General features: G+C 65.8%; 20 protein-coding genes and 1 tRNA gene. 10 read left to right on the top strand and 11 right to left on the bottom strand.

Annotation, left to right across the window (positions count from 1 at the left end; all coding sequences use genetic code 11):
• The first annotated feature begins 93 nt into the window (after positions 1-93).
• Genes QRN13_RS11635 through QRN13_RS11625 form a run of 3 tightly spaced genes read left to right on the top strand, consistent with a single transcriptional unit; the run spans position 94 to position 3,443 of the window.
• Positions 94-1,362, top strand: a complete 1,269-nt coding sequence (locus QRN13_RS11635; protein ID WP_284878032.1) for a DNA polymerase IV — start codon at positions 94-96, stop codon at positions 1,360-1,362.
• 8 nt (positions 1,363-1,370) lie between these two features.
• On the top strand, positions 1,371-2,666 hold the full coding sequence (locus tag QRN13_RS11630) for a nicotinate phosphoribosyltransferase (RefSeq protein WP_199059779.1): 1,296 nt from the start codon (positions 1,371-1,373) through the stop codon (positions 2,664-2,666).
• Positions 2,667-2,702: 36 nt separating this feature from the next.
• On the top strand, positions 2,703-3,443 hold the full coding sequence (locus tag QRN13_RS11625; RefSeq protein ID WP_284878031.1) for a polysaccharide deacetylase family protein: 741 nt from the start codon (positions 2,703-2,705) through the stop codon (positions 3,441-3,443).
• Positions 3,444-3,447: 4 nt separating this feature from the next.
• Here the strand turns inward: QRN13_RS11625 and QRN13_RS11620 are convergent, their stop codons facing one another.
• Complete coding sequence (locus QRN13_RS11620) at positions 3,448-4,344, bottom strand: hypothetical protein (RefSeq protein WP_199059777.1); 897 nt, start codon at positions 4,342-4,344, stop codon at positions 3,448-3,450.
• A 105-nt stretch (positions 4,345-4,449) separates the two neighbouring features.
• Here QRN13_RS11620 and QRN13_RS11615 point away from each other — a divergent pair, with 105 nt between their 5' ends.
• Both QRN13_RS11615 and QRN13_RS11610 read left to right on the top strand, forming a co-directional pair.
• Positions 4,450-4,908, top strand: coding sequence for a RidA family protein (locus QRN13_RS11615; protein ID WP_017504644.1), 459 nt, complete (start codon positions 4,450-4,452; stop codon positions 4,906-4,908).
• Entirely contained in the window at positions 4,905-6,050 is a 1,146-nt protein-coding gene (locus QRN13_RS11610) for a GNAT family N-acetyltransferase (protein WP_284878074.1), read from the top strand. The genes QRN13_RS11615 and QRN13_RS11610 overlap by 4 nt, the downstream gene beginning before the upstream one ends.
• 52 nt (positions 6,051-6,102) lie before the next feature.
• Here the strand turns inward: QRN13_RS11610 and clpA are convergent, their stop codons facing one another.
• Positions 6,103-8,403: an ATP-dependent Clp protease ATP-binding subunit ClpA gene (gene clpA / locus QRN13_RS11605; RefSeq protein ID WP_066623019.1), complete on the bottom strand. Its 2,301-nt coding sequence runs from the start codon at positions 8,401-8,403 to the stop codon at positions 6,103-6,105.
• A gap of 13 nt (positions 8,404-8,416) precedes the next feature.
• On the bottom strand, positions 8,417-8,746 hold the full coding sequence (clpS, locus tag QRN13_RS11600; RefSeq protein ID WP_017504641.1) for an ATP-dependent Clp protease adapter ClpS: 330 nt from the start codon (positions 8,744-8,746) through the stop codon (positions 8,417-8,419).
• 171 nt (positions 8,747-8,917) lie between these two features.
• Here clpS and QRN13_RS11595 point away from each other — a divergent pair, with 171 nt between their 5' ends.
• Positions 8,918-9,391, top strand: coding sequence for a nuclear transport factor 2 family protein (locus QRN13_RS11595; RefSeq protein WP_284878030.1), 474 nt, complete (start codon positions 8,918-8,920; stop codon positions 9,389-9,391).
• A gap of 61 nt (positions 9,392-9,452) precedes the next feature.
• Here QRN13_RS11595 and QRN13_RS11590 read toward each other — a convergent pair whose 3' ends face one another.
• Positions 9,453-9,944 carry a phasin family protein gene (locus QRN13_RS11590; RefSeq protein WP_082465129.1) on the bottom strand — a complete coding sequence of 164 codons (492 nt, stop codon included), beginning with the start codon at positions 9,942-9,944 and terminating at the stop codon, positions 9,453-9,455.
• 275 nt (positions 9,945-10,219) lie between these two features.
• Here QRN13_RS11590 and QRN13_RS11585 point away from each other — a divergent pair, with 275 nt between their 5' ends.
• Together QRN13_RS11585 and QRN13_RS11580 are read left to right on the top strand one after the other, a co-directional pair.
• Positions 10,220-11,710: a serine hydrolase gene (locus QRN13_RS11585; RefSeq protein ID WP_284878029.1), complete on the top strand. Its 1,491-nt coding sequence runs from the start codon at positions 10,220-10,222 to the stop codon at positions 11,708-11,710.
• Positions 11,711-11,772: 62 nt separating this feature from the next.
• A complete protein-coding gene (locus QRN13_RS11580; RefSeq protein ID WP_284878028.1) occupies positions 11,773-12,837 on the top strand; it encodes a PA0069 family radical SAM protein in 1,065 nt (354 codons plus the stop codon).
• Here the strand turns inward: QRN13_RS11580 and QRN13_RS11575 are convergent.
• Positions 12,834-13,229: a hypothetical protein gene (locus QRN13_RS11575; RefSeq protein WP_284878027.1), complete on the bottom strand. Its 396-nt coding sequence runs from the start codon at positions 13,227-13,229 to the stop codon at positions 12,834-12,836. The two genes, QRN13_RS11580 and QRN13_RS11575, sit on opposite strands and share 4 nt — an antisense overlap.
• Before the next feature lie 2 nt (positions 13,230-13,231).
• The gene (locus QRN13_RS11570) at positions 13,232-14,476 is read right to left on the bottom strand and encodes a class I SAM-dependent RNA methyltransferase (protein ID WP_284878026.1); all 1,245 of its coding nucleotides are present in this window, start codon (positions 14,474-14,476) and stop codon (positions 13,232-13,234) included.
• 196 nt (positions 14,477-14,672) lie between these two features.
• On the opposite strand from QRN13_RS11570, the gene QRN13_RS11565 reads away from it, so the two are divergent.
• Positions 14,673-15,335 carry a YMGG-like glycine zipper-containing protein gene (locus QRN13_RS11565; protein WP_205681307.1) on the top strand — a complete coding sequence of 221 codons (663 nt, stop codon included), beginning with the start codon at positions 14,673-14,675 and terminating at the stop codon, positions 15,333-15,335.
• Between the two features lie 126 nt (positions 15,336-15,461).
• Here QRN13_RS11565 and QRN13_RS11560 read toward each other — a convergent pair whose 3' ends face one another.
• From QRN13_RS11560 to QRN13_RS11540, 5 genes are all read right to left on the bottom strand, one after another.
• Positions 15,462-16,193: a TlyA family RNA methyltransferase gene (locus QRN13_RS11560; RefSeq protein WP_284878025.1), complete on the bottom strand. Its 732-nt coding sequence runs from the start codon at positions 16,191-16,193 to the stop codon at positions 15,462-15,464.
• Positions 16,194-16,214: 21 nt separating this feature from the next.
• On the bottom strand, positions 16,215-18,941 hold the full coding sequence (locus QRN13_RS11555) for a valine--tRNA ligase (protein WP_284878024.1): 2,727 nt from the start codon (positions 18,939-18,941) through the stop codon (positions 16,215-16,217).
• Between the two features lie 81 nt (positions 18,942-19,022).
• A complete protein-coding gene (locus QRN13_RS11550) occupies positions 19,023-19,628 on the bottom strand; it encodes a DUF2497 domain-containing protein (protein WP_055804430.1) in 606 nt (201 codons plus the stop codon).
• Between the two features lie 130 nt (positions 19,629-19,758).
• On the bottom strand, positions 19,759-21,294 hold the full coding sequence (locus QRN13_RS11545) for a TolC family outer membrane protein (protein ID WP_284878023.1): 1,536 nt from the start codon (positions 21,292-21,294) through the stop codon (positions 19,759-19,761).
• 140 nt (positions 21,295-21,434) lie between these two features.
• Positions 21,435-22,064 (bottom strand): protein-L-isoaspartate O-methyltransferase family protein, encoded by a 630-nt coding sequence (locus tag QRN13_RS11540; protein WP_284878022.1) that lies wholly within the window; start codon positions 22,062-22,064, stop codon positions 21,435-21,437.
• A gap of 134 nt (positions 22,065-22,198) precedes the next feature.
• Here QRN13_RS11540 and QRN13_RS11535 point away from each other — a divergent pair.
• Positions 22,199-22,272, top strand: a tRNA-Cys gene (locus tag QRN13_RS11535).
• The last annotated feature ends 24 nt before the right edge of the window (positions 22,273-22,296 follow it).

The following is a 22,296-nucleotide window of genomic DNA, read 5'->3' as shown; positions in this document are numbered from 1 at the left end:
GCGCGCCCCTCGAACGCGGGACGCCTCGTTGGTCGCATTCGTAGGCGCCCAGTCTTAAGTTGGGGTGAAGCCAACCTTACGGAGACCTTAAGCGTGGCCATCAAGGCCATCTGTCGCGACTGCCTGTGGACCGGCGAAGATCCCGCCGGGCCGCGCGAGAACCGCTGTCCGGCGTGCGGATCGCGGCGCGTGGTCGCAGACGCCGAACTGGACCAATTGTCGATCGCGCACATGGACTGCGACGCCTTCTACGCTTCGGTGGAGAAGCGCGACCGGCCAGAGTTGCGTGACAAGCCGGTGATCGTCGGCGGCGGAAAGCGCGGCGTGGTCTCCACCGCCTGCTATGTCGCGCGCCAGTACGGCGTCGGCTCCGCCATGCCCATGTTCAAGGCGCTGAAGGCCTGTCCCGAAGCCGTTGTGATCAGGCCGGACTTCACCAAATACGTCTTCGAATCGCAGCGCATTCTGGGGGCGTTGGGACAGCTGACACCCTTGATCCAGCCGCTGTCGCTGGATGAGGCCTGGGTTGATCTGTCGGGCACAGAGCGGCTGAACGGCGGCCCGCCGGCGCTGCAGCTGATCCGCTTCCAGAAACAGATCGAGGAGGAAACCGGCCTGACCGTCTCCATCGGCCTGGCCCCCAACCGCTTCCTGGCCAAGATGGCGTCGGAGATGGACAAGCCGCGCGGCTTCTCCGTCGTTGGCGCCGCCAACGCCCAGGCCCTGCTGGCGCCGCGCCCCGTCACCGCCCTGCCCGGCGTCGGGCCGGTATTCGGCAAGGCGCTACGCAGCGACGGCTATTCGACCATCGGTGATCTGGCGCGGGCCGACTTGCGCGACTTGGTCAAACGCTACGGCGAATCCGGTCTGCGCCTGCACGATTTGGCCCACGCCCGCGACGCGCGCGCCGTGAACCCCGAGCGCGACCGCAAGGGAATGAGCGCCGAAACCACCTTCAACGAAGACCTGACGTCGGCCGAGGCGCTGGAGGCCGAGCTATGGCCCCTGTGCGAGAAGCTGGCGGCCAAGGCTCGGCGCGACGGGGTCGCTAGCCGGGTGCTGGTGCTTAAGCTGCGCCGCACCGACTTCAAGATCATCACCCGCCGCATCACCCTGCCCGAACCGGTTCAGACGGCCCGCGCCCTGTTCGCCGCCGGGCGGGATTTGCTGAGACCGGAACTTGGCCAGTCCTACCGCCTGATCGGCATCGGCATGGCAGACGTCCAGGACGCCGAGGACGCACCCGCCGGCCTGTTCCAGACCAGTGAGACCCGGGCCCTGAAGACCGAACGCGCCATCGATGTGCTGCGCGAAAAGTTCGGCAAGGACGCGGTGGTGGCGGGCCGTGCGCTGAAGCCGTAGGACGGGGCATGGATCTCGCTAAACGCGCCTATGACCACGGCTTTCGCCTGGACCCGATCGTCCGCAGCCTGCTGGACACGGATTTCTACAAGCTGCTGATGCTTCAGATGATCTGGCGCGAGCATCGCGACGTTCCGGTCGTCTTCCAGGTCATCAACCGCACCAAGGCTGTGCGTCTGGCCGACGAGATCGATATCTACGCGCTGCGCGAACAGCTGGATCACGCCCGCACCTTGCGGTTCACCAACAAGGAACTGGTCTGGCTGGCGGGCAACAGCTTTTATGGCGTGAAGCAGATCTTCTCGCCCGACTTCATCGCCTGGCTGACTGATTATCGCCTGCCGGACTATGACCTTTCGGTTCAGGACGGGCAGTATGTGCTGACCTTCTCGGGCGCCTGGGCCGAGGTGACGCTGTGGGAAATCCCGGCGCTGGCGATCCTGAACGAGCTGCGCTGCCGCGTCGGAATGCGACGGCTGGGCCGGTTCGAGCTGGACATCCTGTATTCGCGCGCCAAGACGCGGCTGTGGTCCAAGGTCGAGCGGCTGCGGCTCTTGCCCGACCTCGCCCTGTCCGACTTCGGCACGCGGCGGCGGCACGGCTTCCTGTGGCAACGCTGGTGCATTCAGGCGTTGAAGGAGGGGCTAGGCAAATCCTTTATCGGCACGTCCAACGTCTTGCACGCCATGGAGAACGATCTGGAAGCCATCGGCACCAACGGACACGAACTGCCGATGGTTCTGGCGGCTTTGGCGCCCGACGACGCGGCTTTGGCCCAGGTGCCGTATGCGGTGCTGGACGAATGGCGCAGACACTATGCGGGCAATTTGCTGATCGTTCTGCCCGACGCCTTCGGCACCGAGGCGTTTCTGGAGCAGGCGCCCGATTGGGTGGCGGACTGGACCGGTTTCCGGCCCGACTCTGCCCCGCCCATCCCGGCCGGCGACCGCCTGATCGACTGGTGGCGCGCGCATGGGCGCGACCCGAAAGAGAAGCTGCTGATCTTCTCGGACGGGATGGACATCGACGGGATCGAGGCGACCCACGCTCATTTCCACAGTCGCGCGCGTCTCAGCTTCGGCTGGGGCACCAATCTGACCAATGATTTCCGCGACTGTTCGCCCGCCTTCGCGCCTGAACTGGAGCCGATCTCCCTGGTGTGCAAGGTGGTCGAGGCCGGCGGTCGCCCCGCCATCAAACTGTCGGACAATCCCGCGAAAGCGGTCGGCGATCCCGGCGAGATCGAACGCTATCGCCGTGTCTTCGGCGTGCGCGGTCTGACCGCCCAACCCGTCACGGTCTGAAACCCGGCCTTAAGCCCGCCGTGCGACAAGGCGGGAATGAGCGCCTTTCTCGACAAGATGCGTCGCCGCGCCGGCCGCTATCTCGATGTCCGTCCTGCCGACGTGCGGCCCGCGCGCGGCGTCCTCAGCCTGTCGTTCGACGACATCCCGGCATCGGCCTGGACCGAGGCCGGACCGATCCTGGCTCAACACGGGGTCAAGGCAACCTACTATGTCTGCGGCGGACTGTCGGGCGGTCGCAATCTGGACCTGCCCCAGTTTGAGGTGGAGCATCTGCAAGCGCTCCATGAGGCCGGGCACGAAGTCGGTTGCCACACCTATGAACATGTCTCGACCCTGACCCTGTCGCCGGCCCGGCTAGACGCCAGCCTGGCCCGCAACGCCGCCTGGGTGGCCGAGCGGTTGGACGGATACGAAATGCGGACCTTCGCCTATCCCTTCGGCGATTGCGCCCTCGGATCGAAAGCCGTGATCGACAAACGTTTCCTGTGCGGGCGCGGCGTCCGCGACGGGATCAACGCCGGGCGTTCGGATCGCAATCTGCTGCAGGCCATCGGCCTGGAGAGCCGTCGTCTGCCCGGCTACGACCTAGAGACGCTGGTTTCGGAGACGGCGGCCTCGAACGGCTGGCTGATCGCCTATGGCCACGATGTCAGCGACGCGCCGACGCCGTATGGCTGCCGTCCAGTGGATATCGATCGGTTGATCCGACTGGCCAGGGCGGCCGACTTGGACATCCAGCCGGTCGCGGCGGCGTGGCGGATGGCGACAGCCTGAGGGATCAGGCGGCCTTGCGCCGATCAGCCCAGGCGATCAGCTCCTTGCGGGGCCAGATCATCAGCCATGACCGGGCAGTATATTCCCCGCTGTCGATCAGCGCCTTGCGCGACGCCGACGCCGTCGCCGCCCGTTCGGTGTGGATCTCGCCCGGTCCCTGATGGACCATGAAGGCCCCGCCCCTCAGCGGGTTCAGGCGCAGGTGAGCCAGGCGGGGGCTGATCTCGGTCAAGGGCGGATCGTAGAACCAGCTGGAGCCGATCATGCCGGCCAGTTCCGGCCGTGCGCGGCACAGCTCCGCCGCCGTCGCCCAGGCCTCGTTCCAGCCGTCCTCGTTGAAGCCGCGCAGCCAGCGGCTCTCGGTGTGAACCTCCAGCCAAGGCTCGCGCTTGGCGCCCGCCGCCAGATAGCGGAACAGCGGCTTGAGGCCCCAGCCGTCGCGAACGTGTTTGACGATCTGGCCCGGCCCGACCGGCGACGACAGGTCGATCACCTGACTTTTCGCGCCCGGCACGCTGAGCGCCAGGGTGAAGCGCACGTCCTTGGACCAATGGTCGAAAACGTAGTCGCCCTCGGCCTTTTCCAGAAACCCCGCCAGTTGTTCGATCCAGTAGGGATAGAGGGCAATGACCTCGGCCGGCAGGCTCATCGCCGCCGCACGGTCGGGCAGTTGCAGCGCCCAGGCGGCGACCAAACCCCGACGCACATTGTCCGATGCATCAGCGCCCAACAGCGCATCCACCGCCTTGGCCGGCATTTCGAAGTCCCAATGCGGCGCGGTCTCGGCAGCCTTTTGCGCGGCCGGGATTACGGCGGCGTCCACACGCGCGCGGTCGCCGGGAGACAACCGCGCCAGCACGGCATGGAAGGCGGCGACGTCGGGGGTCAGATGCATATCCATGATCGCACCATGACACGGCGCGGTTGGCGAACCTTTAAAGAGTGCCGGACGGGTGACGCCGGCCTTGCCCCGCGCTAAACCGCGCCCAGATAAACAGGAGCCCCCATGAGCATCGAAGCCCGCATCGCCGAACTCGGCCTCACCCTGCCGGAACCCGCCAAGCCGGTGGCCAGCTATGTCTCCTATGTCCGCTCGGGCAATCAGGTCACTATCTCGGGCCAGCTGTCGAACGACGCGAACGGCGGGATCAAGGGCACGGTCGGCGTGGACGTAACGCCGGAGCAGGCGTTGGAAGCCGCGCGTCTGTGCGGTTTGAACCTGATCGCTCAGATCAAGGCGGCCTGCGATGGCGATCTGGACCGGGTGGTCCGCATCGTGAAGCTGGGCGGCTTCGTTCAGGCCGGTCCCGACTTCACCGCCATTCCCGCCGTCATCAACGGCTGCTCGGACATGATGGTCGAGGTCTTTGGCGACGCAGGCAAGCACGCCCGCTCGGCCGTCGGCGTGTACAAGCTGCCGCTCGGTTTCGCCGTCGAGATCGATGCGATCGTGGAGATCCGCTGATCTTTGAGATCTCGGTTCACGAAGGGATCGCCGACATCGGCCGTGAGGCCTGGGACGCGTGCGCGCTGCCCACCGGCGATCCCTTTGTCTCCTTTGATTTTTTGCACGCGTGCGAGGCCTCGGGCAGCGCCGCGCCTCGCCAGGGCTGGGCCCCACGCCACCTGGCCCTGAGGGGTGAAGACAACGCGGTGCTGGGCACCATGCCCCTTTATCTGAAGGGCAACAGCCAAGGCGAATATGTCTTCGACCACAGCTGGGCCGATGCCTATGAACGGGCCGGCGGGCGTTATTATCCCAAGCTGCTGGGCGCCGTGCCCTTCACGCCTGCGACCGGCCCCCGCTTCCTGAACCATCCCGACGCCGACGCCGCCACCGTGCGTCAGGCCCTGATCCAAGGGGCGGTAACACTGGCCGAACGGCTTGGCGTCTCCTCCCTGCACGTCAACTTCCCGACCGAAGCCGACTGGTCAGTCATGACCGAGGCGGACCTGCTGCCACGCCAGGACATCCAGTTCATCTGGCGCAATAACGGCTACCGGACCTTCGACGATTTCCTGGCCGCCCTGTCGGCCAACCGTCGCAAGACCATCAAGCGCGAGCGCCGCGACGCCCAGGCCAATCTGGATATCCGCGTCCTGACCGGCGCCGACATCACCGAGGCCCACTGGGACGCCTTCTTCGCCTTCTACATGGACACAGGCTCGCGCAAGTGGGGTCGGCCCTATCTGACGCGCGACTTCTTCAGCCGCGTCGGGGCCACCTTGGCCGACCGGATCGCCTTGGTCATGGCGTTTCGGGATGAGACGCCCATCGCCGGCGCCCTGAACTTCATCGGCCGCGACGCCCTTTACGGTCGTCAGTGGGGCACGCTGGAAGACGTGCCGTTCCTGCATTTCGAGCTTTGCTATTATCAGGCCATCGAGTTCGCCATTTCGCGTGGCCTGTCCCGCGTCGAAGCCGGGGCCCAAGGCGACCATAAGATCGCGCGCGGCTACCTGCCCTCCCCCGTCTATTCCGCCCATTTCATCGCCGACCCCGCCCTGCGCGATCCCGTCGCCCGCTATCTGGACGGCGAACGGCCAGCCGTCGCGGCGGAGATGCGGGCGATGACGGAAGAACTGTCGCCCTACAAGCAGACATAGAAAAAGGCCCGGCTGCTGCCAGCCGGGCCTTTCGCCATCACCTTTCCGGAAATCAGGCGGTCTCTTCTTCCTCGGCCTTCGCGGGCGCGCTGGCGCTCGTGATGTCGAAGTCGATCTTGCCGTCCTTCAGCTGGACCCTGACGTGTCCACCGCGCGTCAGGCGTCCGAACAGGATGTCGTCGGCCAGCGGCTTCTTGATCGAGTCCTGGATGACCCGCGCCAGCGGACGCGCGCCATACAGTTCGTCGAAGCCGTTCTTGGCCAGCCAGTCGGCGGCTTCGTCGGTCAGTTCGATGGTGATGTTGCGGTCCGCGAGCTGGGCTTCCAGCTGGAGAACGAACTTGGTCACCACCGAGCGGATCGTGTCGGCCTGCAACGGCTTGAAGGCCACGATGGCGTCCAGGCGATTGCGGAACTCCGGCGCGAACAGGCGCTGGATGGCCTTGTCATCCTCGCCCTCGACCTTGCCCCGGCCGAAGCCGATGGAGGCACGCGCGTTGTCGGCGGCCCCGGCGTTGGTGGTCATGATCAGGATGACGTTCCTGAAATCGACCTTCTTGCCGACCGCGTCGGTCAGCATGCCGTTGTCCATCACCTGCAGCAGGATGTTGTAGACATCCGGGTGCGCCTTCTCGATCTCGTCCAGCAGCACGACCGCGTGCGGATGCTGATCGACGGCGTCGGTCAACAGCCCGCCCTGGTCGTGACCGACATAGCCGGGAGGCGCGCCGATCAGACGGCTGACGGTGTGGCGCTCCATATATTCCGACATGTCGAAGCGCTGCATCTCGATGCCCAGGGTCGCGGCGAGCTGCTTGGCGACCTCGGTCTTGCCGACACCGGTGGGGCCGCTGAACAGGAAGCTGCCGATCGGCTTGTTCGGATCGCGCAAACCCGCCCGCGCCAGCTTCATGGCCGCCGACACCTGTTCAATGGCCTGTTCCTGACCAAAGACTGCGCGCTTCAGATCGGTTTCCAGCTCGCGCAGGCTTTCCGTGTCAGACTTGGACACCGACTTGGCCGGGATACGGGCCATCTTGGCGATGACGGCCTCGACTTCCTTCTGACCGATGACCTTCTTCCTCTTGGATTCGGTCAGCAGCATCTGCGACGCCCCGGCCTCGTCGATCACGTCGATCGCCTTGTCCGGCAGCTTGCGGTCGGTCATGTAGCGCGCAGACAGCTCCACCGCCGTGCGCACGGCGCTGTCGGTGTAGCGGACCTTGTGGTGCTGCTCGTAGTAGGTCTTCAAGCCCTTCAGGATCTTCACCGTATCCTCGACCGTCGGCTCGTTGACGTCGATCTTCTGGAAGCGACGCACCAGGGCGCGGTCCTTCTCGAAGTGCTGGCGATATTCCTTGTAGGTCGTCGATCCCATGCAGCGCAGCGTGCCGGACGCCAGGGCCGGTTTCAGCAGGTTCGACGCATCCATCGCCCCGCCCGAGGTGGCGCCCGCGCCGATCACCGTGTGGATCTCGTCGATGAAGAGCACGGCGTTGTCGTGGTTCTCCAACTCCTTGACTACCTGCTTCAAGCGTTCCTCGAAGTCGCCACGATAGCGGGTGCCGGCCAGCAACGCGCCCATATCGAGCGAATAGATGGTGGCGTCCTTCAGGACGTCGGGCACTTCGCCGTTAACGATCTTGCGGGCCAGACCTTCGGCGATGGCGGTCTTGCCGACGCCGGGGTCGCCCACCAGAAGCGGGTTGTTCTTGGTCCGACGGCACAGGATCTGGATCGAGCGATCCACCTCGGCCTGCCGACCGATCAGGGGATCGACCTTGCCCTGGCGCGACTTCTCGTTGAGGTCGACGCAATAGGCTTCCAGCGCCTCGCCGCCCTGTTTGACGGCGGAAGCATCCTCGGCCTCTTCGGGCGAAGCGCCTTTGGCCGGACGGGCCTCGTTGGCGCCCGCCTTCTTGGCGATGCCGTGGGCGATAAAGTTGACCGCGTCATAGCGCGTCATGTCCTGCTCTTGCAGGAAGTAGGCGGCGTGGCTCTCGCGCTCGGAGAAGATGGCGACCAGGACGTTGGCGCCGGACACTTCCTCGCGGCCGGACGACTGGACGTGGATCACCGCGCGCTGGATCACGCGCTGGAAGCCGGCGGTCGGCTTGGCGTCCTCGCCGTCGCTGGTGGCCAGGGCGGCCAGGTCGTTGTCGACATAGAGGGTCAGCGCCGCTTTCAACGCCGACAGATCGACGTTGCAGGCCTGCATGACGCCGGTCGCATCGGGATCGTCGATCAGCGCGAGCAGCAGGTGCTCGAGCGTCGCATACTCATGCCTGCGCGCATTGGCGTATCCCACCGCGCGGTGCAGGGTTTCTTCGAGAGGACGGGAAAATGAAGGCATAGGGAGGCTCCTCTCAGTCCTTTTCCATCGTGCATTGCAAAGGGTGCTGGTGGCGGCGCGCCGTCTCGATGACCTGCGCGACCTTGGTCTCGGCGACTTCGTAGGTGAAGACGCCGCAGACGCCGACGCCATGCTGATGCACATGCAGCATGATGCGGGTGGCCTCTTCCCGGCTCTTTTGGAAGAACCGCTCCAGCACATAGACGACGAATTCCATCGGCGAATAATCGTCGTTCAGAATCAGCACTCGATAGAGCGAGGGCTTTTGCAGCTTCGGCTTTGTTTCGGTGACGACGGCGGTTCCTTGACCGCCGCCGGTCTCACCGGGCCTTTGTATGGGCATTCGTGTTCCGTAATCGGGGAGTCGTCTTGGCTCTCAGATAGGGAATGATGGCCTGAATTGAAGCGGCGTCCAGTCACGGCTTTCGTGAAGGGCGTCTGACAAAGATTTCACGTGATCACAGCAGGTCAACGGCTCAGGTTGAGCGCCTCAGTTGAACAGCTCCCGATCGCCATGCCCGCCGCCCTCGTCGCCGCCCTTTCGCTCGCCGCCTTCGCCCAGCCTACGCCGCTGGAAACCGCCGTCATGGCGGCCGACGCCAAACTTTTCGCTGTCTTCTTCGAAGGCTGCGACCCGGCCGGACTTCGGGCCATGCTGACCGACGATTTCGAATTCTTCGACGACCGAGGCGGGCGTGTGGCGACCGACGCCGACAGCTTCGTGGCGCAATACGCCTCGCGCTGTCAGGACCGCAGCGCGCCCGACGCTTGGCGGACTCGGCGCGAGGCTCTGCGGGACGGTCTGGCCGTCTATCCCATCAACAACTACGGCGCGGTCGAAACGGGCGAGCACGTCTTCTACGAGCGCCAGGGCGACGGACCCGAAACCCGCGTCGGACGCGCCCGCTTCACGCAGATGTGGAAACAGGAGGGGGCCGAGTGGAAGCTGGCGCGGGTCTTCAGCTACGACCATTCCGCCCTGCCCTGACAGCAAAAAAGCCCCGGAGCGAACTCCGGGGCCTTCTCGATTCTTCAGGCCGTTCGCGGGATTAGCGAGCGGCCTGGAAGGTTTCGACTGAGGCGGTTACGCGCTCGTTGATCGGCTTGATGCTGTCCTTGACCGTGGCGGTGACGATCTCGTTCGTCTTGGTCAGCTCGGCGACATAGCGCTCCATCGACTTCTTGGCCCAGGCGGTCTGGAGCTCGAAGAACTCCTGCACCGAACGGGCGGTCGACAGTTCCTTGGAGGCGGCGACGCCGTCTTCCCACGAAGACTTGGCGAAGCCCAGCGCCTGTTGCGACAGGGCCTCGGCGCCTTTCTGGGCGACGGTGACCGACTCGACCATGGCTTCCAGGGTCTTCTTGCTGTGCGCGTTCAACTCGGCCATCGAGGCCGTCGACTTGTCGATGCCTTCACGGAAGGCCTGGGTGCCAGCGGCTTGCATGGTTTCGGCTTGCGCCTTGACCTTGGCGGCAGCCGAAGTTGCGGCGGCGGTGGCTTGGTCGGCGGTTTTCTTCACGGTTTCAGCGGCGTCGGCCATGATCGTCTCTCCGGTAGAAGGCCCTTGGGGACGGGCCTGAGGGCGGAAATAATGACGCGAGAGGATCTCGCAGACCCGCAATATGCTGCACGTGCGAAGGTTTTTCAAGCGTTTTGTGCAATGCACAATATGATCGGCGATAACCTTGATCGGCCGGTCAAATTTGCGTTGACGCGCGGTTAACCACCACGAAACCCGCGCTTCCTATGCTAGCTGTTTGTTCGTGACGGCCGGGGGGCCTGTCGCACCCTGCTCACCGAGGGGTTGTCCCGCCCATGATTGCTTTTCTCCGCCGTGGCCTGTTCGCCGTCCTCGCGCTTTCGCTGGTTCTGGGCGCAAACGTCAGGCCGATCGAGGCCCAGACCGCCTACTCGGCCCAGGAGAACAGCCGCTACGCCGCCATCGTGATCGACGCCGCCACGGGCGAGGTCCTGTTCGCGCGAAACGCCGACAGCCGCCGCTATCCAGCGTCCCTGACCAAGATGATGACGCTGTATCTGACGTTCGAAGCGCTGTCTCAGGGCAAGGCCAATGTGAACGACGTGCTGACGATCTCGCCGCGCGCCGCGTCCCAGCCGCCATCGAAACTGGGCCTGGCTGCTGGCCAGACCATCACCCTGGACGACGCCATGCGCGCCACCGCCGTGCGGTCCGCCAACGACATGGCCCTGGCCATTGGCGAGCACATCGGCGGATCGGAAGCCCGCTTCACCAATATGATGACGCAGAAGGCCGCGCAGCTAGGCATGACCCAGACGCGCTACTACACCGCAAACGGCCTGCCGGACGCACGTCAGGTGACCTCCGCGCGCGACCAAGCCATTCTGGCGCGCGCGATCATGCGCGATTTCCCTCAGTACTACAGTTATTTCGGCCTTCACGACTGGGCCTACAACGGCCGCAACTATCGCAACACCAACGGCCTGCTGCCGACCGGGCGCGGCTATGACGGGATGAAGACCGGCTACACTAACGCCTCGGGCTACAACCTCGCCGCCTCGGCCGTGCGTGACGGACGACGCCTGATCACCGTGGTCCTGGGCGGCCGTTCGACAGCCAGCCGCAACGCCCACGTCGCCGAACTCATGGACACCGGGTTCGAGGTCGAGCGCCGCCGCGCCCAGGGCGAGCGGATCCAGGTGGCGCAGACCTTCTTCGAGCAGCGCGGGTTCGGCGTCGGGTCGGCAATCGCCGACGCCCCGATCGCCTATGCTTCGGTCAATGACGACGAGGACGGCGTCGGCGCGGAATCCACCGCTGTCGCCTATACGGCCGCACCGGCGCCCGCCGCCCTGCCGACCCGCGTCGCCCCTGCCCCGTCGGAGCGCGCAGCCAGCCAGCGGGCCGCCGCGACGCTGCCGCCCATTGGTTCGGCGCCGGCCGCCTCCGCCGCTCCGCGTGCGCCCCGCAATGTCACCGCTTCGCTGAACGGCGCGCCGGCCAATGCTGCTGTCGCGCCGTCCACCACGCCCCGTCGCTCGGCGTCGTCCACAACGCGGGAACCCGCCCGAGCCGCGCCCAGAACGCCGGCCGGTCGCTGGGCAGTGCAGGTCGGCGCCTTCCGCGAAGAGAAGGTGGCGACCGACTGGCTGACCGAGGTCAACCGCCGCTTCCGCGATCAGTTCGCCACCGCCGAACGCAACGTCCAGACCGCCGGCGACTGGTATCGCTCGCGCTTCGTCGGCCTGACCGAAACCGGCGCAAAGTCCGCCTGCGAGGCGCTGGCCGCGCGTCGCGTGACCTGCATGGTCATCGGCCCCGACTGAGACCAAAATCGCGAGAACAAATGTTCTTGCTTTGTTCCAGATGATGTCGCATCGTACTTCCCATGGAAACCGCCAAGGGAAGAGGCGCGCGTTCGAATGCCAGCGGCCGCTACGAGCCTGAGCAGCACCAGTCGTTCGATGACGGCTGGACGCAAGACGACGCCGAGGCCGCGCCGCTGCGCACCACCCTCACCCCTGAACACGCCCGCACCATCATCGCCCGGAACGACAGTCCGGACATCGGCTTCGACCGCTCCATCAACCCGTACAAAGGTTGCGAACATGGCTGCATCTACTGCTACGCCCGTCCGTCCCATGCCTGGATGGGCCTATCCCCGGGCCTGGATTTCGAGAGCCGGATCTTCTTCAAGCCCCAGGCCGCAAGTCTGCTGGAACAGGCGTTCCTCGCACCCCGATACCGATGCAAGCGCATCCACATAGGCGGCAACACCGACCCCTATCAGCCGGTTGAACGTGATCTGAAGTCGACGCGCTCGATCCTGGAGGTCATGCAAAGATTCAGGCATCCGTTCAGCATCATCACCAAGTCGGTGTTGATCGCGCGCGATGCCGACATTCTGGGCCCGATGGGCAAGGCGGGGCTGGCCTCGGCCTTCGTCTCCATCACCACCCTGGATCGTGGGCTGGCGCGGGCGATGGAGCCGCGCGCCTCGACCCCCGCCAAGCGGCTGGAGGCGATCAGCCGCCTCGCGGACGCCGGTTGTCCGGTCGGGGTCGGGTTCGCCCCCGTCATTCCCGGTCTGAACGACCACGAACTGGAAGCTATACTGGAAGCCGCCGCCAAGGCGGGGGCCACGCGGGCCATGTATGTCACCCTGCGTCTGCCGCTTGAGATCAAGGATCTGTTTCGGGAATGGCTGGCCGACGCCCGCCCGGATCGCGCCGCCCGCGTCATGTCCCTGATCCGCCAGACACGCGGGGGCAAGGATTATGACGCCGACTGGTCTCAGCGGATGAAGGGAACAGGCCCTGTCGCCGAACTGATCGGAACCCGGTTCAAGGCCGCCGTCAAACGCTACGGCCTCGACACGCCACACCACCTGTCGGACGAAACCCAGTTCCGCGTGCCCGCAGACGCTCGGCCGCAGCTGGAGTTGTTCGGTTAGTTGTCCGCCGCCGAAGGATCGATGGCCCGCGTGACCAGATCGCGCCAGGTGGGGTCGGTGTCATCGACCAGATCGACGTCCTCCATCAGGGCCACCGCGCCCTCCCCGTCCGGCAGGATCAGCCCGAGGATTTCCATCTCCTCGCCATCGGCGCCGAGATGGCTTTCGGCCTGAACGGCCACCGCCGCCTGTTCACCGTCCTCTTCCCACCAGATGACAGGCTGGGGCAGGTCCATGACGATGGGACGCGGATCGTCGGTTTCGCCCAAGGCGAACACCGCACGTCTCGCCTGAACGTCGTCCAGCGTCGCCACGGCGCCCGTGAACGGCTTTAGCCGCATCCAGTCGTCGGCGTCGAAGCCGCCGCCGTCCTCTTCGCTCGTGTCGTCCAAGGTCATCGTTTGAAAACCCCCACCAGTTCGACGTGCGACGACCACAGGAACTGATCCACGGGCGTCACCGCCTCCAGCCGGAAACCGGCATCGATCAACACCCGCGCATCACGCGCAAAGGTCTGAGGATTGCACGACACGCCCACGACGACGCCGGCCTTGGTGTCCGCGATCTGAGCCGTCTGGTCGATCGCGCCGGCCCGCGGCGGATCGAACACGATGGCGTCGCATCCCTTCAGGTCATAGGGATTCATTGGCCGACGAAACAGATCGCGCGCCTCGGCCGTGATGGCCTTCATCCCTTTGGCAGACCCGACGGCGGCCTTCAGCGCATTGATGCCCGGCTTGGATGCGTCCGCTGCGATCACCGGCGCGACCGTGGCCAACGGGAAGGTGAAAGTCCCCGCGCCGCAGAATAGATCGGCGATCTTCTTGGCGCCCTTCACCGCCGTCAGCGCGCGAGAAACCATCGCCGCCTCGGCCTGAGGGACCGCCTGCAGGAAACCGCCCGCCGGCAGGGACACGGTCGCAGGACCGAACGCCACCTTGGGCTGGCGCGCCATCACCAGGGTGTCGCCCGCCAGGCTGAGGCGCGCCAGATCGGCCCGGTGCGCCGCCTGGATGGCCTTCATCTGGGCGTCAGCCGACAGGCCGCCGCCCGAGCGCCTTTCGACCCCGGTCACGTCAACGTCCAGCCCCGACAGGGTCCAGGTGACGTGCAGGGTCGGCGCCGATTTCGGATGTTCGAAAAACGCAACCGCGACCTGGGTCAGCGCCGGAATGGCCGCCACGATCCGGGGATCGGCGACCGGACAGGTCTTCACTTCGACCAGCCGCCAGGAGCGGCGCGCCTTGAAACCCAGCACCACCCGTCCATCCTGGGTGCGACGGGCATGAAGAGCCAGGCGGCGACGGCTGGCCGGCGGGGTCGCCACCGTCGCCTCGATCTCGGTCTCGATCCGCTCGCGCGCCAATGCCAGACGCACCTGTTCTCGTTTCCATTCCAGATACGGCACCTCGGACCAATGCTGGAGCGAGCAGCCGCCACAGTCGCCATACTGTGGCGAGACCGGTGCGATCCGGTCAGGGCTGGGCGTGATGATCTCGACCTCTTCCAACCGACCGTCCACGACGACGCCGCGCACCGTTTCGCCGGGCAAGGTCAGGCCGGCGAACACCGGGCCGGATGGCGTCTGGGCGACGCCGTCGCCTTGGCCGCCGACGCGGTCGATGGTGAGGATATCCATCGGCGGGCTTCTAGCCGCAGGTCTCCCTTCGCTCAAGCCGCAGGGCCATCGCGGCAGGTTCGCTAAACATGAACGAAGATGAACAAACCGATCAATTGCCGTTCAGCTTCGCCGTCGTAAATCCTAGTGCAACGAGACACGAGGCTTTGCCGTTAACGTGTGACGGAAAACCGTTCGGTCCTCAGAGGGTTGGAAAATGCGTCTCACGAAAACATCGATCGCCGCCGTCGCCGCCCTGGCGTTCGGCGTCACGGCTGCCCCGCTCACGGCGTCGGCCCAGAACTATTACGGCAGCGGCTATAGCCAGAACTACGGCACGGGCGCCTACAGCCGCTCGTATGATTACAACAGCGGCCGCTATTACGATCCTTGCGCGCGTGAGCGCCAAGGCCGCACCGGCGCCGGCGCGGTGATCGGCGGCGGCGCGGGCGCCGTCATCGGCTCGCAACTGGCCGCACGCGGTCGACGCACGGAAGGCAGCATCCTGGGCGGCGTGCTCGGCGCTGTCGTCGGGTCGCAGGTCGGTCGATCCAGCTCGGACGCCTGCCGCAGCTATCAGAGCAGCTATGGCTCGAACGGCTATTACGCCCAGGGCTATAGCCAACCGAGCTACGGCTATTACGACGATCGTTACACCGGCGACCAAGGCTATCGCTACGACGACTATGATCGTCGCGATGACTATGCCTACAGCCGTGGCGGCTATTACGACGACCGCTCACGCCCGGTCGAATCTTATCAGAATTCAGACGGATGCCGTCTGGCCGAAAGCCAGATTCGTCTGCCGGATGGTCGCACGGACACCCGCTACGTCCGCACCTGCCCCGACCAGTACGGCCGCTATCGCGTCGTCGATTAATTTTCAGCCCCCCTGTCGATCGACGACGTGACGGAGCCGCCGGAGGAGTAATCCTCCGGCGGTTTCTCTTTGTTTCAGGGGCTATCGGCCGTTGGCCTACTTGAGCCCGTTTTGGGGGTTACGGCCCTAGCCCGGCTTCTTTGCCCAGAGCAGGAACTCAAGATTGCCGTCGCCACCGGTGATCGGACTTTCGGTTGTCGCCTGAACCGCCCAACCCAACGCTTCCAGCCAGTCGCGCACGCGCTCCACGGCCGCCGCATGCGCCCTCGCATCCTTGATCACGCCCTTCTTGCCGCCGCCCGGGCCATCGGCCTCGAACTGCGGCTTGACCAGGGTGACCAGGTCCGCGCCAGGGGTTGCAAGATCGAGCGCGACTGGAAGCACTTTGATCAGGCTAATGAAACTGGCGTCGCAGACGACCAGTGAGGGCGTCTGCGGGATCAGATTTTCCGTAAGGTCCCGCGCATCGGTGCGCTCCAGATTGATTACGCGTGGATCGGACGACACCCGTGCGTGCATCTGCCCGAAGCCGACATCGACGGCGAACACCTTCGCCGCACCACGGGTCAGCAAAACCTCGGTAAAGCCGCCGGTCGATGCGCCGACATCCAGCGCCACCCTGCCCTCGACGAGGATGGGCCACAGGGTAAGGGCGTGGTCCAGCTTCAGCGCGCCACGCCCGACCCAAGGGTGGGCGGGTTGGGCCTCCAGCGCGATGTCGTCCGCGAACTGTTCGGACGCCTTCCGCACGAGCACGCCGTCGGCCAGAACCAGCCCTGCCTCGATCGCGGCGCGCGCCTGCGATCGGCTGTCGAACAGGCCGCGCGCAACCAGAAGCTGATCAATCCGCGTCTTCACGGCCTTGCTTTCATCAAAGCGTCAGAGCGACGCCAGACGCGCCAGCGCCGCCTGTAGCTTGACCTTGCCTGCCTCGGCCTCGGCCAGCTTGGCGCGCTGTTCGTCGACGACTTCCGGCGCGGCGCGGGACACGAAGTTGGGATTTCCCAGCTTCTTGTTCACATGGCCGATGTCGCTGTCGAAGGCGGCGATTTCCTTCTCCAGACGCGTCCGTTCGGCGGTCAGATCGATGATTCCCGCCAAGGACAGGGCGATGGTCGAACCGCCGGACACGAAGGTCACGGCCCCTGTCGGCGCCGCATCCGCCGAGCCGACCTCGGACACCCGGCCCAGGGTCAGGATCAGATCGCGATGGCGGGCGATCCGCTCGGCCGTCACGTCATCGGGCGAGACGAAGGCCAGCGGCGGCTTGGCCGACGGCGGCACGTTCATCTCAGCGCGCAGGCCGCGAATCTCGCTGACCAGATCGACCAGCCAGCCGATCTCAGCTTCGGCCGAGGCGTCGATGAAGGCGTCCGGCAGCACCGGCCACTCGGCGCCGATCAGCAAGCCGTCGCGCGTGGGGCCTTCCTTGCCGAGTTCGGCCCACAGTTCCTCGGTGATGAAGGGCATGACCGGATGCAGCAGCTTCAGCGTCTGATCCAGCGTCCATGCGGTCATCGCGCGCGTCTCGGCCTTGGCGGCCTCGTCCGATCCCTGGAAGACGGGCTTGGCCAGCTCCAGATACCAGTCGCAGAAGACGTTCCACACGAAGCGATACAGGGCGCCGGCCGCATCGTCGAAGCGTCCGCCTTCGATGGCCTCGGACACCGCGCGTTCGGCCTTGGCCAGCTCGCCTCGGATCCAGCGGTTGATTGTCTGGTCAACGCTCGCGGGATCGAAGCCCGCCACCCGGCGCGCCTCGTTCATCTGGCTGAAGCGCGCGGCGTTCCACAACTTGGTGCCGAAGTTGCGATAGCCCTCGATCCGCTGCTTCGACAGTTTGATGTCCCGCGTGCCCGACAGGATCGCCATGGTGAAACGCAAGGGATCGGCGCCCAGCTCGTCGATGATGCCCAAGGGATCGATGACGTTCCCCTTGGACTTGCTCATCTTCTGGCCCTTCTCGTCGCGGACGAGGCCATTGATGATGACACGCTTGAACGGCGCCTCGCCCATGAAGTGCTGGCCCATCATCATCATCCGGGCGACCCAGAAGAAGATGATGTCCGCCGCCGTGACCAGATCGCTGGTCGGATAGAACCGCTCCAGATCCTCGGTTTTTTCGGGCCAACCCATGGTCGAGAAGGGCCACAGGGCCGAGGAAAACCAAGTGTCCAGAACGTCCTCGTCCTGGGTCAGGGCGACCTCGGAATCATAGTCCGCCATCGCCTGCTCGCGGGCGTCCTCTTCCGTTTCGGCGACATAGATTTCGCCGTTCGGGCCATACCAGGCCGGAATGCGATGCCCCCACCAGAGCTGACGCGAGATGCACCAGGGCTCGATGTTGCGCAGCCATTCAAAATAGATCTTTTCGTACGACTTGGGCTCAAACACCGTGTCGCCCTGCTCCACCGCCTTCAGCGCGGGTTGGGCCAGGACCTTGGCGTCGACGTACCACTGGTCCGTCAGCCACGGCTCGATGACCACGCCGGAGCGGTCGCCGTGCGGCACGACGTGTTTGGTCTTCTCGATCTCGCGCAGCCAGCCCTCTTCCTCGGCGCGGGCGACGATGGCCTTGCGCGCGGCGAAACGGTCTTGCCCGACGTAATCCCCAGGCACGTCGGCCGTATCGACGTCAGTGATGCGTCCGAAAGCGTCGAGGATATTCAGCGACGGCAGGCCCGCCCGCTTGCCCACGCCGAAATCGTTGAAATCATGCGCCGGCGTGATCTTCACCGCGCCCGAACCCTTTGTCGGATCGGCATAGTCGTCGCCGACGATGGGGATGCGACGGCCGGTGATCGGCAGGGTCACGAACTTGCCGACTAAGCCGGCATAGCGTTCATCATCCGGATGCACCGCCACGCCCGTGTCGCCCAGCATGGTCTCGGGCCGGGTCGTGGCGACGACGATGAAGTCGCGCGTCTCGAACTCGGTCGCCTTGCCGTCCTCGTCGAAGGCGATGGGATGTTCATAGGTGACGCCGTCGGCCAGCGGATAGGCGAAATGCCAGTAGGCGCCGTCGACTTCGCGCTGCTCGACCTCCAGGTCCGAAATGGCGGTCTGGAAATGCGGGTCCCAGTTCACCAGCCGCTTGTCGCGATAGATCAGGCCTTCTTTATGCAGTTGCACGAAGACCTTGCGGACGGCGGCGTTTAGCCCCTCGTCCAAGGTGAACCGCTCGCGCGACCAGTCGCAAGATGCGCCGAGGCGGCGCAGTTGGCGCACGATGGTCCCGCCGCTTTCGGCCTTCCACTCCCAGATTTTCTCGATGAAGGCGTCGCGGCCCATGTCGCGACGACCCACATTGCCGGCGGCGGCCAGCTGACGCTCGACCACCATCTGGGTGGCGATGCCGGCGTGGTCCGTGCCGGGCAGCCACAGAACCGCCTTGCCCTTCATCCGGTGATAGCGGGCCAGGATGTCCTGCAGCGTGTTGTTCAGGGCATGGCCGATATGCAGGCTGCCGGTCACGTTGGGCGGCGGAATGACGATCGAATAGGCCTCTGCGGCGCCGTCGGTGCGGGGCGCGAACAGGCCGCTCTCTTCCCACTGGGCGTAAAGGCGGGGCTCGGCGGCCTGGGGTTCGAAAGTCTTCTCAAGCATTGGCGTCTGGTCTTTTGCAAAATGCGAAAGGGCGGCCCCTTCAGGAGCCGCCCCTCGGATAGTCTGGGCTGAAGCGAAGAGCTAGGCGCTGCGCGCGATGCGTTCGACTTCCTTTTGTACCGCCGCCTGGACAATGCCGGGCAGGTTGGCGTCCAGCCAGTCCTTCAAAAGCGGGCGCAGCATCTCGGCGACCATGGCCTCGACCGTGTTGCCGCTGACGAAGGGCAGGTCGCCCGAGGCCGACGGAGCCGGCTCAGGCTTCTTGAAGCTGGCGGCCAGGCCCGCAAAGGCCGAGGCCGCGCTGGCGGCGGCGCTGTCGCCGACCAGAGTGTCATAGGCCGGGGCCGGCTCGGGAGCCGATTCGTAAGCCGGCGCGGGTTCAGGCTCGGGCTGATAGGGCGCGGGCGAATGCTCGACCACGTCCAGGTCGCCGATGGTCTCGGCCGGCGCTTCATAGCGGTCGGTCAGTTCCAGCACGTCGTCTTCGACGGCGGCGGGTTCCGGCGTCGGCTCGACCGGGGCGGCGAAGACGGTTTCGGCCGCGATCGGTTCGGGAACCGGCTCAGGCGTGGCTTCCGGCATCGCGGCCGCCGGCGTCTCGGCCGGGGCCTCGTCTTCGGAGATGATCCGGCGAATCGACGCCAGAATCTCTTCCATGGTCGGTTCCTGGGCGGACTGATCGGTCATGGCGCAACCTTGGGCGAGGCCTGGGTAGAAGGGATGGGCGCCGAACGACGGACCGCTCGAAACCTGTGCCTTGTCGTCGCATCTTCGCCCGTCGGAATCAACGGGCGGTTTCCGTCCGTATTCGACGCGGTCAGTTCTGCGGCACCGTGCGCACGACCTCGCCTTTGAGCTGAGCGTCGATCGGCGCGTCGGCGGTGTCCGGCGTGGTCACGATCGGCGGCGAGGCCACGCGGTCCAGCGTCTCGATCACGCCGTCCCACGGCAGGCCGCCGCGTCCCTTGACCTGGTCGTAGTTCGCAGCCGGATCATAGGCCTCGATCGTCGGGTTGAGCGCCGGGCCTTCCAACTGGCCCATGGCGGCCAGCAGCGAAGCGCGGGCGACGTATTCGGCGGCGCGGGCGCTGGCGACCGAAGTTTGGGCGTTCCGCAGCGCCAACTCCTGGTTCAGCACGTCCAGCGTGGTGCGCAGGCCGACCTGGGCTTCCTGGCGCACGCCTTCGGCCGCGACCGATGCGGCGCGAACCGCTTCTGTGCCGGCGGCGACCGTGGCGCGGGTCGAGAGCACCTGGGCATAGGCCGAGCTGACGTTCTGAAGCACGGTGCGGCGCTCGCCCTCGATGCCAATCTGGGCCGCGTTGGCGCGCTCCAAAGCCTGGGCGACGCGCGAGCGGTTCAGGCCGCCGGTGAACAGCGGCACGGACAGAGTGGCGCCGGCCGTGAAGCTGCGGCGATCGGCCAGTTCACCGAGGTCGCCCAGATCGTTGGTCGATCCGCCATAGGAGGCGGTAGCGCGCACCGACGGCAGATATTCCGAACGGGCGGCCGCAACGGCGGCCTCGGCGCTTTGCAGTTGATAGGTCGCGGCCAGGACAGCGGGATTGCGCTGCAACGCGGTCTCGATGGCGACGTCGAAGTCGCTGGGCACTTCCGGCAGGACCGGCGCGGCTTCCAGATCGGCCGGCGACTGGCCGACGACGGCGGCATAGGCGGCGCGCGACGTGGACAACTGGGCCTGGGCGTTCGCCAGGTCGGCTTCGGACTGCGCCTGCGAGGCTTCGGCCTGGGCCACGTCGGTGCGGGTGATCTCACCGACTTCAAAACGGGCGCTGGTTTCTTCCAGCTGGCGTTGCAGCACCGTCAGGTTCTCCTGGCGGATACGCAGGATTTCCATGTCGCGGGTGACGTTCACATAGGCCTGAATTACTGACAGCATGACCGACTGTTCGATCTCACGCAGGTTCTCGCGGCCGGCCAGGACGCTGGCGCGCGCCTGGTCGATGGCGCGCGAGGTGCGACCGGCGGTCCAGACATTCTGGCTGACGCTGACGCCAACATTGGCGCCTTCGGTTTCGGACGACGAGGTCGTGACCTGGGTGTCGGGTATGCCGTCTCCGTTCGTGTCGACAAACTGCGTCACGGCAGGGAAGTCGCTGCGGGTGTAGTCCACACCGGCCGAAGCGCCGATGGTCGGGCGCAGGCCCGACCGCGCCTGAACCACCGTCTCGTCCAGCGCACGCTGGTTGGCGCGCTGGGCCAGCAGGTTGGGGTTGGTCCGATAGGCCAGGGCGATGGCGTCCTGCAGCGTCTCGGCCCAGGCCGGCGCGCCCAGACCGGTCATCACGGCGACCACAGCGGCCGAAGCCAGCACACGCGAGCGTTTCAACATTGTCCGTCCTTGCGTGACGCTCCGAAGAACGCCCGAATGTTTTCTCAAGCGTAACTGCGGCCTGACCGAACCACACGCCAGTTAAGTTTTCTTCACGGTTGCGAACGGGATTTCCGTCGCAACCGCGCGTCTCTTTGATCTTACAGCGCGAAAGTGGGGGCCGGCGTCAGCTCGGCAAGGACCGCAGGCGACGAATCGAACAGTTCGCGGCGCGACAGGCCTTCGCGCGTCTGAACATATAGGGCCGCCTTGCCGATGGCGCCGCGGCGTTCGACCACGACGATCCGGCCGCCAGGACGCAGGGCCGCGCCCCACGATTCGGGCAGGCTCTCGACGCCGCCTTCGGAAATGATCAGATCCCATCCTTCGCCGGTCGGCTGAGCCAAGGGCGCGACGACCGTGGTCACGCCCGCTTCGGACAGGGCCTCGCCGACCACGGCGAAAACGGCGTCGTCCGACTCCTGAGCCGTAACACTGACACCCATACGGGCCAGCACGGCGGCGGCATAGGGCGCGGCGATCGCCAGGGCCTTCTCGTCTTCGCGTGCATCCGCGGCTTGCAGCAGCTTGGCGACGTCGCGCGCCGGCATCAGGCGGCGCTCGCCCGCGATCACGACCGATTCTTCGGAATAGGCGGCGAAGGCGCGATCAGGCGCGCAGAACTTTTCACGCGGCACGGCCATCATGGCCAGGTGAATCGCGCGATCCGTCACGTCGTTCACTCGCACCTGCGAGTCGACCATGGCCTTGCGCTCTGCGGTGAAATCCATCTGTAGGCAGCCTTCAACGATAATCCGGGAGGAAAACTCGCGCGCTTATAGGTCCGTGCGTTGCAGCGGACAATCCGATCTGATAGCGAACGCCCCTCGCGATGACCGCCCCCGAGAAATCGGGGACAAAAAGCGGCCTGATGGCGGAGTGGTGACGCAGAGGACTGCAAATCCTTGCACCCGGGTTCGATTCCCGGTCAGGCCTCCATCGCGACGATACGGACGAAGGCCG

The sequence above is a fragment of the Brevundimonas sp. MEB006b genome (assembly GCF_030209705.1).
Lineage (GTDB): Bacteria > Pseudomonadota > Alphaproteobacteria > Caulobacterales > Caulobacteraceae > Brevundimonas.
Note: the sequence above shows the minus strand (reverse complement) of the source record. Positions and strands in the feature narration are given on the sequence as shown.